This is a genomic window from Methanococcoides alaskense, from assembly GCF_027594145.1.
In the GTDB taxonomy this organism is placed as follows: domain Archaea; phylum Halobacteriota; class Methanosarcinia; order Methanosarcinales; family Methanosarcinaceae; genus Methanococcoides; species Methanococcoides alaskense.
In genome coordinates this window covers 513971-528008 of record NZ_JAQFFK010000003.1, presented here as the reverse complement: position 1 = coordinate 528008, position 14038 = coordinate 513971, and the positions used below count along the sequence as shown (strand labels likewise).

At 41.6% G+C, this 14038-nt stretch carries 15 protein-coding genes; all 15 read left to right on the top strand.

What is annotated here, in order from left to right; translation table 11 throughout:
• The first annotated feature begins 152 nt into the window (after positions 1 to 152).
• Positions 153 to 479 carry an ATP synthase archaeal subunit H gene (ahaH, locus tag PBV53_RS06455; protein ID WP_270096336.1) on the top strand — a complete coding sequence of 109 codons (327 nt, stop codon included), beginning with the start codon at positions 153 to 155 and terminating at the stop codon, positions 477 to 479.
• Positions 472 to 2412, top strand: a complete 1941-nt coding sequence (locus PBV53_RS06450; RefSeq protein WP_270096335.1) for a V-type ATP synthase subunit I — start codon at positions 472 to 474, stop codon at positions 2410 to 2412. Before ahaH ends, PBV53_RS06450 begins: the two co-directional genes overlap by 8 nt.
• 4 nt (positions 2413 to 2416) lie before the next feature.
• Entirely contained in the window at positions 2417 to 2650 is a 234-nt protein-coding gene (locus PBV53_RS06445; RefSeq protein WP_270096334.1) for an ATP synthase subunit C-like protein, read from the top strand.
• A gap of 52 nt (positions 2651 to 2702) precedes the next feature.
• The gene (locus PBV53_RS06440; RefSeq protein ID WP_270096333.1) at positions 2703 to 3254 is read left to right on the top strand and encodes a V-type ATP synthase subunit E; all 552 of its coding nucleotides are present in this window, start codon (positions 2703 to 2705) and stop codon (positions 3252 to 3254) included.
• A gap of 7 nt (positions 3255 to 3261) precedes the next feature.
• On the top strand, positions 3262 to 4335 hold the full coding sequence (locus PBV53_RS06435; protein WP_270096332.1) for a V-type ATP synthase subunit C: 1074 nt from the start codon (positions 3262 to 3264) through the stop codon (positions 4333 to 4335).
• Positions 4335 to 4634, top strand: coding sequence for a V-type ATP synthase subunit F (locus PBV53_RS06430; protein ID WP_270096331.1), 300 nt, complete (start codon positions 4335 to 4337; stop codon positions 4632 to 4634). Before PBV53_RS06435 ends, PBV53_RS06430 begins: the two co-directional genes overlap by 1 nt.
• Positions 4625 to 6361 (top strand): ATP synthase subunit A, encoded by a 1737-nt coding sequence (locus PBV53_RS06425; protein ID WP_270096330.1) that lies wholly within the window; start codon positions 4625 to 4627, stop codon positions 6359 to 6361. Before PBV53_RS06430 ends, PBV53_RS06425 begins: the two co-directional genes overlap by 10 nt.
• 2 nt (positions 6362 to 6363) lie before the next feature.
• The gene (locus PBV53_RS06420; RefSeq protein WP_270096329.1) at positions 6364 to 7746 is read left to right on the top strand and encodes an ATP synthase subunit B; all 1383 of its coding nucleotides are present in this window, start codon (positions 6364 to 6366) and stop codon (positions 7744 to 7746) included.
• A gap of 20 nt (positions 7747 to 7766) precedes the next feature.
• Positions 7767 to 8387 (top strand): V-type ATP synthase subunit D, encoded by a 621-nt coding sequence (locus tag PBV53_RS06415; protein ID WP_270096328.1) that lies wholly within the window; start codon positions 7767 to 7769, stop codon positions 8385 to 8387.
• 402 nt (positions 8388 to 8789) lie between these two features.
• Positions 8790 to 10730: a FlaD/FlaE family flagellar protein gene (locus PBV53_RS06410; RefSeq protein ID WP_270096327.1), complete on the top strand. Its 1941-nt coding sequence runs from the start codon at positions 8790 to 8792 to the stop codon at positions 10728 to 10730.
• Positions 10720 to 11280 (top strand): DUF7287 family protein, encoded by a 561-nt coding sequence (locus tag PBV53_RS06405; RefSeq protein WP_270096326.1) that lies wholly within the window; start codon positions 10720 to 10722, stop codon positions 11278 to 11280. Before PBV53_RS06410 ends, PBV53_RS06405 begins: the two co-directional genes overlap by 11 nt.
• Before the next feature lies 1 nt (position 11281).
• Positions 11282 to 11896, top strand: coding sequence for a DUF7288 family protein (locus PBV53_RS06400; RefSeq protein WP_270096325.1), 615 nt, complete (start codon positions 11282 to 11284; stop codon positions 11894 to 11896).
• Between the two features lie 82 nt (positions 11897 to 11978).
• A complete protein-coding gene (locus tag PBV53_RS06395; RefSeq protein ID WP_270096324.1) occupies positions 11979 to 12746 on the top strand; it encodes a hypothetical protein in 768 nt (255 codons plus the stop codon).
• Between the two features lie 10 nt (positions 12747 to 12756).
• Positions 12757 to 13230, top strand: coding sequence for a DUF7266 family protein (locus tag PBV53_RS06390; RefSeq protein ID WP_270096323.1), 474 nt, complete (start codon positions 12757 to 12759; stop codon positions 13228 to 13230).
• Positions 13231 to 13251: 21 nt separating this feature from the next.
• Positions 13252 to 14034 (top strand): DUF7289 family protein, encoded by a 783-nt coding sequence (locus PBV53_RS06385; RefSeq protein ID WP_270096322.1) that lies wholly within the window; start codon positions 13252 to 13254, stop codon positions 14032 to 14034.
• The last annotated feature ends 4 nt before the right edge of the window (positions 14035 to 14038 follow it).

Below are 14038 nucleotides of genomic sequence, written 5' to 3'. Positions count from 1 at the left end.
GAACATAAGTATTTTTTTCGTATTAATTTCCATGATAAATTATTAACATTTCCGCAAACAGAAAGGCATAACCGAATAACTTATATGCAAGTTTGTTATTAGGAATGTAAATTACGCCAAGTTATCATTTTATAGATGTATCGAGGATTTACATGGCCAAAGACAAAATCTTATCCGAAATCAAGGAAGCAGAACAAAGTGCGGCCAAAATGGTGGATGAAGGGCTTAAGAACAAGAGCGAGCGCATTATAGCAGCTCGTGCTGAAGCCAGAGAGATCATCAAACAGGCGGAAACTGATGCAGCACAATCTGCCCAGAATGCACTGAAGTCAGCTGAAGAGACTATTAAACACGAATCTGAAGATATTATCTCCAAAGGCGTGAACGAAGCCAAAAAGATCAGCGACAAAGCTGAGGGTAACGTTGACAAAGCCGTTGAAAATCTGGTCACAGAGTTTGAGAGGGCAATACATGCTTAAGCCAAAACCGATGAGTCGTGCCGTCATTGTAGGACACAAGGACATAATGGAAGCTACCGTGGAAGCAATTCACGGCAGCAACTTGTTCCACCTTGAAGATTACAATGAAGACGGTTCCGGACTTAAACTTGGCAGACCATTTAAAAATGCAGGCGAAGTTTCCAAGAAACTTATCCAATTAAGATCTATCTCATCCTTCCTTGGTGTTAAGAAAGAATCAATGCCAAAAAAGAAGGAGACAACTGTTATCAATGAGCTCGATTCAATGCTGGACCAGCTTGATATCGAGGTTAGTACTAAAACAGAGAAAAAGTCTGAACTGGATTCACGACTCAAGGAACTTGAAACACTGAAAAAGGACATTAGTCCATTTTCAGCGATCCCTATAGATATGGAATTATACCATAACTATGAGAGCATTAAGGTCTTTGCAGGAACTGTCAAGGAAAACATTGGTCCTGCTATCTCACAGGTAACATCGACCTATGAGATGGAATATGACCAAAGTACCGGAACTGTGGTATTATTCATTAAGAAAGAAGATGAAGCTAAGATATCAGAGATCCTTTCGAATTTCGAGTTCAGAGAGATAAGGATACCGCAGATAAGCGGAACCCCTTCGACCCTGATAGCAGATATTACAAGGGAAGAAGAGGGAATCCAGAAGCAGATCACTTCACTGGAAACGGATATTTCATCTATCAAAGATAAATATTCAGAGTTCATACTCGCCAGTGAGGAATTGCTTACTATCGAATCTGAAAAAGCAGAGGCTCCAGTAAAGATAGCAACATCAGAACACACATTCATCATAGATGGATGGATACCTGATGATCAATTCGCAACTCTTGAAAGGACAATTGAATCTGCTACAAGCGGAAGAGCTTTTGTTTCAAAACAGAAGATCACAAACGCTGATACAGATATCATACCTATCGAATATGATAATCCAAAGATCACCCAGCCATTCCAGGAGATCATGGACCTTTATGCACGTCCAAAGTACAAGGAGATCGATCCAACTTCTCTGATATTCATATCATTCCCACTTTTCTATGGAATGATCCTTGGAGACATAGGATATGCATTGATCCTTCTGGCACTTGCATTAGGCATCAAAAAGATGGTCAAGTCAGATGCAGTAAAGCCTTTGATGAATGTACTTATCTATTGTCAGATATCAACATTGATCTTTGGTGTTCTGTATGGTGAGTTCCTTGGGTTCCCACTTGCAAGTTTGCATACAGACCACGGAATTATACCTGGATTAATAGCAGGGTTCGAGACCATAACTCTCTTCAACTCCCCAGTTGGAGGAGAAGTTATCACATATCCGATACACCGCACACACATTGTTATGACGATGATCATTGCAACGGCACTTATCGGTTCGATCCATGTCAATTGTGGATATATAGTTGGATTCATAAACGAAAGAAGAAATCACGGATTCGCTGCAGCTATGTTCGAAAAGGGCAGCTGGCTTGTAGTCGAACTCGGAATAATCCTAGGTGTACTCGGATATGCAAATATCGCACCTACGGAGATCATAGGAATTATAGTGTTCCTTATAGGATTCGTCATGCTCATTAAAGGAGAAGGCGCACAAGGAATTGTAGAATTGCCTAGCTTATTAAGTAATGCACTTTCCTACACTCGTTTAATAGCAGTAGGATTGTCATCAATCTATATTGCATCAACTGTCAATCTCATAGCTTTTGAGATGATCCTTCCACAGGGCGGGATCGTGGCAGTGATAGGTGCAATAATCGTATTCATATTCGGACATGCTTTAAACACAGTCCTGAGTATAATAGCCCCTGGATTGCATGCACTTAGGTTGCAATATGTAGAGTTTTTCGGAAAATTCTACGAAGGTGGCGGAAGAAAATACAACCCATTCGGATACATTAGGAAATACACGGAGGAATAAACAAATGGCAGTAGAAGCAGTAGCATATATGGACCCGGCAGGATTAAAAGCAATTGGAGCAGGACTCGCAGTAGGACTTACTGGACTTGCATCAGGAATTGCAGAAAGAGATATTGGTTCAGCAGCAATCGGCGCAATGGCAGAGAACGAAAGTCTGTTCGGTAAAGGCTTGATCCTTACCGTAATTCCAGAAACAATCGTTATCTTCGGACTTGTTGTCGCACTGCTTATCAGCTAAGTTAATTTGAGAGCAATTATATTGCTCTTAAATTCTTTTAAGGTGTCAGAGCATGGGACTCGAAACAGTTATAAAAGATATCATGGGTGCTGCCCAGACAGAAGCAAACATGGTCAACGCAGATGCTGATGCAGAAGTATCACAGATACTGGATGATGTTAGGCAGACTGCAAAGAAGATCATGGGCGACCGTCTGGCGAAAGCAGAAGATGATATCAAGAGATTACGCCAACAGGAGATCTCCAGCGCAAATCTGGAAGTCAAACGTACAATGCTTAATGCTCGCAAAGAAGTCCTTGATAAAGTATACGACAATGCAATAGAGACTATTGCATCCCTTCCTGAAACAAAGCAGGAAGAGCTGTTAAAAGCAATCATTGATGAAAATGATAGCAATGGCAGTAAAATATACTCAAACAAGGACTCAGAAGAACTTGTCAAAAAGTTATCTTCCCTTGAATATACCGGCAATATCGATTGTATTGGCGGATTGATCATAGAGAACGATAATGGAACAGTTCGTTTAGATTATACATACGATATAATCATGAAGAATGTTAATGAGCAATCATTGAAACAGACATCTGATATCTTGTTCGGGTGATATCCAAATGGGGCTTTTGCAAAAATTCACAAGAAAAAGTAGTCCGAAGCAGAGCGGAAGTGGCTCCAATTACGCTTATGTGACTGCACGCGTTCGCGCAATGAAAAGCAATCTTCTCCCTAGGGAAACATATCCTCGATTAATGAACATGGGGATCGACGAGATCACCCGTTTTATCGAGGAGTCACAGTATAAGCAGGATGTCGATGAACTGGCAAGAACATATGACGGTGTGGATCTGTTTGAACACGCATTGAACAGGAATCTTGCGGTCACTTTTACAAAACTGATCAATATCTCCGAAGGAGAGTTGAACTATCTGATCTCTGAATATCTTAGGAAATATGATATATGGAGCATCAAGACCATTCTACGTGGAAAGTACTGTGATGCATCAGTAGAAGAGATCAATGATAGCATAGTCTCCGCCGGACAACTGTCTTATCCATTTTTGTCAAGCCTTTCAGAAAAAGAATCATATGAAAGCATCATCGATGCTCTCAGTGGAACCGATTATTACCCAACATTAAAAGAATATGATGGGACTAACCTCTCTGAGATCGAAAACCAGCTTGATAAGCTGTACTATACCGGACTGTCCACTACAGTAGACAATCCAAAATCCAATGATAGTAAACTGTTCTCAAAGTTCATCCGTACTGAGATCGACATAAAGAACCTGAGTACCCTTTTCAGGTTGAAGAATGCCGGTGTGGAAAAGGATGAAATTGCAGACCTGATTCTTGAAGGCGGTCTTCATTTAAGCATTAAAGAGATCGAAAAGCTATTACCACTTCCATTCAGTGAATTTGTTCAGTCACTTGAGAAGTATCCTTATTGGGAGGATATATCTGGAATAGTGAAAACTGAAATGGATTCACTGGTAGAACTGGAAACTCAACTCACGAAGTCCAACATCAAATCCGCTTCAAGCTTTTCACATGTGTACCCATTATCTATTGTTCCGATCATGGATTATGTACTGAACAAGACGAACGAAGTACACAACTTGCGTATCATTCTGCGCGGAAAAGCAGCAGATCTTGATGAAGAAATAATCAGGAACCAGTTGGTGATCTAATGGAATTAGCAGTAGTAGGTAGCAGCGAGTTTGTAACAGGATTCAGACTAGCTGGTATTAAAAAGATATACGAAGCTAAAAGTGATGAGTTGGAATCTGTTGTCACAAAAGTGCTCAAAGATTCAGATGTAGGTATCTTTGTGATGCATGAGGATGACTTTAATAAACTACCGGAAATTTTGAGAGATACTCTTAGTGAGTCTGTTGACCCCCCAGTGGTCACTCTCGGAGGAACTGGTGAAAGTTCAAACTTAAGGGAAAAGATAAAACAATCGGTAGGTGTAGATCTGTGGAAGTAAATGGTGAAATTTATCGTGTGGCAGGACCTGTTGTTACGGTTATAGGAATTAAACCGAGAATGTACGACGTGGTCAAAGTAGGTCACGAGGGACTGATGGGAGAAGTCATCAGGATCAAAGGCGAACAGGCTACTGTTCAGGTATATGAGGATACTTCCGGTCTCAAACCGGGAGAACCTGTAATGAACACCGGACTGCCTTTGTCCGTTGAACTTGGACCCGGATTATTAGAAAGTATTTATGATGGTATTCAGAGACCTCTGCCTGTGTTGCAGGAAAAGATGGGAAACTTCATTCAGAGAGGAGTTACCGCAAACGGACTGGACCGTGAAAGGGTCTGGGAGTTCAAACCAACAGCAAGCAAAGGTAATGAGGTAAAAGGTGGTAGCATACTCGGTTTGGTCCAGGAGACCAAAAATATCGAGCACAAGATCATGGTCCCACCCGCGATCTCTGGTACTATCAAAGAGATAAAAGCAGGCAGCTTCAAGGTAGATGAGACTATCTGTGTTCTCACAGATGGAACAGAGATCTCAATGATGCAGAAGTGGCCAGTACGAGGACCACGCCCTGTAGCAAAGAAACTCATGCCAACCAAGCCTCTTATCACAGGACAGAGGATCCTTGATGGTATGTTCCCTATAGCAAAAGGCGGAACCGCTGCAATTCCAGGTCCATTTGGATCAGGAAAGACAGTTACTCAGCAGCAGCTTGCTAAGTGGAGTGACACTGATATTGTGGTTTACATCGGTTGCGGAGAACGCGGCAATGAAATGGCTGATGTATTGAACGAGTTCCCGGAACTCGAGGATCCAAAGACAGGTCGTCCACTCATGGAGAGGACAGTTCTTATCGCAAATACATCCAACATGCCTGTAGCTGCTCGTGAAGCATCAGTTTACACTGGTATCACAATTGCAGAGTATTACAGAGACATGGGATACGATGTATCACTCATGGCAGACTCAAGTTCAAGATGGGCAGAAGCAATGAGAGAAATTTCTTCAAGGCTTGAAGAAATGCCTGGAGAAGAAGGTTATCCAGCATACCTCTCTGCAAGGCTCTCTGAATTCTATGAGCGTGCAGGAGCAGTTAACTCACTTGCAGGACTTGATGGATCAATTACTGTAATTGGCGCAGTATCACCACCTGGTGGTGACTTCTCAGAGCCTGTTACACAAAACACCCTTCGTATCGTAAAGGTATTCTGGGCACTTGATGCAAAGCTCTCACAGAGAAGACACTTCCCCTCCATTAACTGGCTTACAAGTTACAGTTTGTACACAGAGGGACTTGCTGACTGGTACAGCGAGAACGTCGGAGCTGACTGGACACAGCTCAGGGATGATGCAATGGACCTTCTCCAACAGGAATCCGAACTTCAGGAGATCGTGCAGCTCGTAGGTTCCGATGCACTTCCAGAAGATCAGCAGCTCACACTTGAAGTTGCACGTATGGTAAGGGAATATTTCCTCCAGCAGAACGCATTCCACCCTGTTGACACATACTGTCCTTTCGACAAGCAGTACAAGCTTCTCAAGTCTATCACAAGATATGGAGAGATGGCAACCGCTGCACTTGAAGCAGGAGCTCCAATGAACAAGATCATCACCATCAAGGCAAAGGATGAACTTGCAAAAATCAAATACGAGGAAGACTTCGATGCAGCACTTGATGCAGTCATGAAGAAGATGGATGAAGAATTTGCACAGATCGGAGGCAACTGAACATGACCAAAGAATACAAAACGATCGTAGAGGTCTCCGGACCACTTATTTTCCTTGAGAAGACCGAACCTGTAGGATATGGTGAACTTGTTCAGATCAACCTTCCTGATGGAACCACCAAGAGAGGACAGGTACTCGATACCTCTGCAGATATGGTAGTCGTGCAGGTCTTCGAAGGTACAGTAGGACTCAACGAAGAATCCGGTGTAGTATTCAGTGGCGAGACCATCAAGCTCCCTGTATCAAAGGACATGCTTGGTAGGATCCTTTCAGGGGCTGGTGAACCACTGGATGGTGGACCAAGAATCATACCTGACAAGAGAGTAGATATCAATGGTGCATCAATGAACCCATATTCCAGAATGCCACCAGAAGATTTCATTCAGACAGGTATCTCCACCATTGACGGTACAAATACCCTTGTAAGAGGACAGAAGCTTCCTATCTTCTCCGGATCTGGTCTCCCACATAACGAGATCGCACTTCAGATCGCAAGACAGGCTAAAGTTCCTGGCAGCGATGAGCCTTTTGCGGTAGTTTTCGCTGCAATGGGCATCACCAACGAAGAAGCACAGTATTTCATGGAAGATTTCGAGAAGACCGGTGCTCTTGAGAGAGCTGTTGTTTTCCTGAACCTTGCAGATGACCCTGCTGTCGAGCGTATCGTTACACCTAGGATGGCCCTTACAGCTGCAGAATACCTTGCATACGAACATGATATGCACGTACTCGTTATTCTGACAGATATCACAAACTACTGTGAAGCACTACGTCAGATGGGTGCAGCAAGAGAAGAGGTTCCAGGTAGACGTGGTTACCCAGGTTACATGTACACTGACCTTGCATCACTGTATGAAAGGGCAGGAGTTATCAAAGGAATTAAGGGATCTGTTACTCAGTTCTCCATCCTTACCATGCCTGGTGACGATATCACCCACCCGATCCCTGATCTTTCCGGTTACATCACCGAAGGACAGATCGTGGTTTCCCGTGAACTTCACAGGAAGGGTATCTACCCACCGATCAATGTATTGCCATCACTCTCACGTCTTATGAACTCCGGTATCGGAGAAGGGAAGACAAGGGACGATCACAAGGCAGTGTCTGACCAGATGTATGCAGCATACGCAGAAGGCCGTGACCTTCGTGGACTTGTTGCTATCGTTGGTAAAGAAGCACTGTCCGAAAGAGACAGGATGTTGTTGGAGTTTGCGGACTTGTTCGAAGACAGGTTTGTACGCCAGAGCAGAGACGAGGACCGTACCATCGACGATACACTAAGAATCGCATGGGAGATCCTTGCAGAGCTGCCTGAAGCACAGCTTACCAGGATCGATAACAAGTACCTTGACAAGTACCACCCTGCCCACCAGAAAAGCGAGTGAATCAGTATTGAGGGATCACAATGGGCGCAAAAGAAGTAAAACCGACTCGTTCAGAACTCATTGAGCTGAAGAAAAAGATCAAACTTTCAGAAGGCGGTCACAAGCTGCTTAAAATGAAAAGGGATGGTCTTATCCTTGAGTTCTTTGAAATTCTTGGCAAAGCAAAGGATGTTCGCTCCGAGTTGGATGCTGCCTATGAAAAGGCCAATGTGAAGATCGGTATCGCAGAAGCAGTGGAAGGCAGAATAACTGTAAAATCCACTGCATTTGCAATGAAGGATGCACCACAGATCGTGCTCGAAAGCCACAATATCATGGGCGTAGTAGTGCCGAAGATCGAATCCTCAAGTGTGCGTAAACCCATAAACAAGCGTGGATACGGACTTCTCGGAACAAGCTCTTACATTGACGAAGCTGTCGATTCATATGAAGAACTGGTTGAAAAGATAATTCTGGCAGCAGAGATCGAAACAACTATGAAGAAGCTTCTTGATGACATCGAAAAGACAAAGAGGCGTGTCAATGCTCTTGAGTTCAAGGTCATACCTGAACTCACAGAAGCAATGGTATTCATTCGTCTGCGTCTTGAAGAAATGGAAAGAGAAAATACATTCCGCTTGAAGAGAATCAAAAAAGCATAAGGCTTTCTCATGCAACAAAACTCATCTGATCGGCCAAACCTGGTCGACAGAGCTTTTTCTTTATTAACTCGACCTGAAAATCTAGCACGCATATTAAGATGGGCGTGGTTAGTTTCACTTGGTATGTTGATCTTAGGCTATCTTATTATTTACTTAAAAGTAAAATCCCACATCAACTTCTTACCATAAGAAGATCTTTCCTGTTTCTCCAGATCTTATATCGGGCAAATGTATTTACGTAAGGAAAAACTGAAATTATATCAGTAATACTTAAATAAATATAATACCTATAATATATGAAATATGGTAATATCTTCGATCTGTGGAGTAAAATATTTTTTAAATCATATATGATATAATCTCCCAAATAATAAATTCATCGAACTCAAAGGTTGATCCACAATGAGTGAACTACCATGGGAAAATAAAAAAGGAAATGTAAATTCCTCTAATGAGCATTCATCTGAGTCTGGCCTACCTTGGGAATCAGAAAGGAAGAAGGATATATCTATTGATGAAAAGGCTGAAGATGTTCCAGATATTTTTGTAAATGCCGTCACACCCTCTGGAGAAAGAAATGGTCCGGATGTAACCGTACATCCGGCATTTCTTCCAAAGATGACATCAAATCCCACCGATGAAGATGATAATATAACCGCCATCACATCCTTTGAAAATGATGATGTCCACATCGATACGATAGAACAGAATGTATCGAACATAGCGGTCGTTGATGAGATCAAACCCACAGAGGAAAACCATGAAAGAGTGGACATTTCCAACAGAATATCAACAACCGAAAACGAAGCAAAAAAAGCACCTTTGCCACTATTCGAACCAGATATACCAGGCAATGATACAGCGCCATTCAATCCCAGCGAACACATCGGGATAGAAAAGCATTCCCATATGTCTGAAAAGACAAATCCTTCAAATAACATTACCCATAACAATTCTTCTTTTGGTGATAGATCTACTCAAGGACCATCAAACCCTATGCCCGACAAAAAAGGGAAGGGATTCTTATTTTCAATAACGAATACATTGAAAAGGATCACTCAAAAGAGAAAATTGATAGACAGAATGGAAGAACTAAAGCCAATTACACCTGAAAATGTAAATGGAGAGGAAACACATAGCCCATTCTCGGAAGAAGGTCATAGGACCATAGATCCTGGGAACAGGATCGAACATCCAATCACCACCACTGAAAATTTCCCTTTGGAAGATATAAGGACAGTAGTGCCAGTAGAGAACAACACTACAAATCCAAACATAAAACTTGATGAGTTCGAAATGCCCATTGATATGATGGAAAGTCCAGTCCTCGATGTTTCTTCAGAAGAAATGAAGGAAATGAAAAATGAACTCGCTGACTCAAGGCATTCTCAAGAGAATATTATTACTAACATCGATGAACTTGCCGGAACTATTGAGGAACTGAAAAGATCACTAAACATCATCCAAAATGAGAGTGAAGGTACAAATTCCAGTATTGATGTCAAGATCGATAGATCAACAGGTCACATCAACATGATCGAAGAACGATTGAGTGAACTGGAAGATACTCTGCAAAATATTCACGCTGATAATAGCGAACTTAAGACCGGACTTTCCTCCATTGAAGAGAACATTGCCGAACTTACAAGCTCACATACAGTAATACTCTCCCAGATACAGAAAATAACAGAATTCGGTAATTCAAGATCTGCAGAAATATTTGCAACGAACGACCGCATCGACAAAATGGAAGAGTCCCTAACATCACTTACCCAGATACAAAGTGAATCCCAAAAAAGTGTGCAAGAGTTAAGAAACGTGGCTTCTGACCTTATCAAGGGCTTAGAAAAGGCACACAATACAAACAAAGAGTTCAAAACTGATACCGATGAACAGAATGAACTTTTAAAAGATCAGCTGGAAGAACTAACTGATTATGTAGAAAATGAATTAAAAGCGATCGGAGCCAGAAGCTACAAAGGTAACGGCGCAAATGTTCAGCTGAACAACATTATTAAAAATTCCACAAATATGAAACTATGTATGGAATGGCTGGAATTCCTTATGGAACTCGTGGGATGTAATCACCTTTCAGACCTTCTTTCCTACTATGAAGAGCTGGGATGGATAAACGAAGATATACGAATTGAACTTCTCAGGTATGCAGAAGGGATCGATTACTATATTGAAAAATCCGATTGGAAACTCGCCCCTGATGACCATGTGAGATCCATATGGTTCATTGAACAGCTTGTAGGTCTTAAGGTAGATAAGAACAGGCTCTCTATTATAGATAAGGACATCAAAAAAGTGATAAAAGGTACAGAGATATATGGGATATGATCAACCGATTACCGGAGATCGTATTGAACACACAGACCGGATAAATGAAAGACCATTCAAACGATCAGGTAATAAACACCTGAGAACAGACAGGGCTCAGATAACTATTGATTATCTGATAGCAATTACCATATTCCTGTTTGCTGTCTTTTTTGTTTTCCAATACACCTCTGGTCTTTTCACCCCCTTCCAATCAGATTCAGATGAAGTCACACTCGTAGCAGATCGCGTTGCAACGTCGATAACAGAAATAGAATTAGCTTCCGGAGATATCAACACCCCGAATCTCGTAGACCAGAACAATACTGATACATTATTCTATTCTTTAACATATGATTATGAAGATACAGTATCAGATCTGGGATTAAGAGGAGGGTTCCAAAGCTATGAGCTCAACATAACCATGGCTAATAGCACATCTCTGATGTACATTGCTGGCAAACCATTACCAACTACCGGAAATATAGGACAGACCAAAAGAGTTGTCCTTCTTGAAGATATCGGATCCAGTAAAAGAGAAAATGCGATCCTTTCAGTTCGGGTGTGGTAAGGTGAGACACAGTAAAGGTCCCGACATAAAGGAAGATGAACAAGGCCAAATGCATACCCTTGAAGCTATCATGGCCGCCACTATAATGATCGCAGTACTCGTATTTGCTGTGCAGGCAACTGCCCTTACTCCACTTACATCTTCCACTGCAAACGCCCACATCGAATCACAGATACACACAATCGGGCAGGACATGTTAACAGTTCTTGACCACTCAGCGTATGGAACAAATTCATACCTGAAAGATCAAATCATCGATTGGAATGGCGATGAATACGTTTGGACTGCAACAAATTATCGTTCCAGAACAAATAGCAGTGATATTTTGACAGGTCCTTTAAAAGAAATGCTCGAACTTGTAGTGATCGAAAATGGAATTGCACACAATATAGAGTTCACTTTCAATACCGAAACAGGATCAAGCCAGACAATGCCTTTCATTTATAATGGTGATCCGTCCGACAATGCAGTGATAATTTCGAGAAAAGTACTGATCTCCAATACAGACATAGAAGATGCTGTCACCTTTGCATCAGATACCGGCATATCTGACATGGACAGCTCAACTGATTACTATAACATAATTGATGTTAAGCTCACCATGTGGCGTATGTGAAAAACGAAACGAGATGAAAAAGATGAAACATTGCGATGAATCCGGCCAAATATTGTTACTTGCAGCCTTTGCAATAGGTTTCATGATAGTAATATCAACAGTGATGCTGAACAACATAATATATGCAAGCAATATGGCATCTGAATCAAGCAACGACATAAACCATTTCGAGATATCGAACATTGCCCAGATCACGCAAGACGCATCAAATGCTGCCTATTATAACGCTACAACTGGCAACCAATTTGAGAATGATGTTTATTTCAATTATCTTGAAACTTATAGCCAGGAGATCTCAACCCTTTATGCTCATCGAGGTTTTTCATTATCCCTTGGAAACGGTACCCTTAATGATGCATACTTTACAAAAAATGGATTGATTACAGGAAGATCGAACTGGACGATCATAGATAACATTGACCAGACAAACAAATTTACAATAGAGATGGAGGATACAAGCAAACTTTCAAACTCTTCGGATCCCTTTGAGATACATGCCATAAACCAATCCGGTGTTCCGATCTGGAAAATGAAGCTGTACGATGATGGTAGCAATATCAATGTATCCGTGGACGATCAGACATACCCAATAGGGGCATCCAATAACAGTATTAACCTCAGCATAATTTATAACGATCCAGTTTTCCATTTTGCCACATCAACTACAGGTGAGACCTACAGGATCGATTATTTCAATTCAAGCAATGCCATGGGTCTGTATTCGATCACCGGAACTCTGGCCGATGGACGTGATTTTACCCGTGAAAGGTATAAAGTGATCAATACAACGATCAGCATCGCTTCAAGCAAGAACAGTATCAATGTATCCCTTCCAATTACCGTACCCTGAAGTGTGAAAAATGAAGCAGTTATATACAGACAATAAAGCAGTATCAACTTCAGTTGGATTCATACTTACATTTGTAATAACAATTATTACATTCATACTTGTCATGCAATCCTCATATGGCCTAATGGACCAGGCAGAGCATACAGTCATGCGCGAAGAATTTGAGATACATGGAAACAATATCGCACTTCAACTTACAAAGATCGACACAATGGTAGGTATCGTAAACAACGGCGGTGGAGAGATCGTTGAGCATCGATCAGAACTCATGGTACCAATAAAGATCGCAAATGAATATTATTATGTTGAATTCTCGAACCAGACCCGTGAGATCATATTCGAGTCCAATGAACGTTCTGAAACAAGAGTACAGGTTGCTTTCGACATTGAAAATACTAACATAATGTCCACAACATTGAGTAGTGCTTCAGGCGACCATTTCCTACTTTACAATAGCACCTCGAATGTGATCGAGATATACTGAAGAAAAAAAGGTACTGAGACAATGATACCAAAAAGGCTGTCCAATTCAGAAAATGCAGTGTCAGAGGTCATCGACGTAGTGTTCATACTCGGCATAATGTTCATTGCAATATCCCTAATTGGAACCTCAGGATATCCACTTCTTCAGAACATGCAAGAGAATGGTCACACAGAGAACATAAAACAAAGCTACATCGTTCTTTCAGAGAACATGAACAAAGTCGTTTTTGGCAATGCGCCTTCCCAATCAGTAGAACTGAAAATGTATGGAGGGGGAATATGGGTTACCGGAGATAGTGTCATCAACATAACCGTTCAAACATGGAACTCATCGCTCCTGCCCCCTGCAATCGAATCACAGTCATTTCAGCATCAAACAAGGGAAATACAGAATGAGTATGAGGGGACTCTTATTTCCTATGAGAATACAGGAGTCTGGGCCAAATATGAAAACGGAGCAACTGTGATAGTAAAAGAACCAGAATTTGTGTTCTCCGATAACACGCTGTTCATACCTTCCAGTACGATCTCCGGAGTTAGCGGTCATGCCGGAGAGGGACTTGTGCGTGCAGTTGCGGATGGTGGAGAATCTTCAGTATATAAGTACACAAATGTTTCCGCAGTGAATATCACCATAATGAGCCAGTACTACGATGGATGGGAAAAATATCTGAATAATACTTTTGGAATGAAAATTATTAGCAGGGATGAGAACAACAATACTATCCAAGTACGAAAAGATGATTATTTGGAGAACACTGATGTCTATATTCTGTATTCACCCCTGAGTGTCAGAATCGAATAAGGAG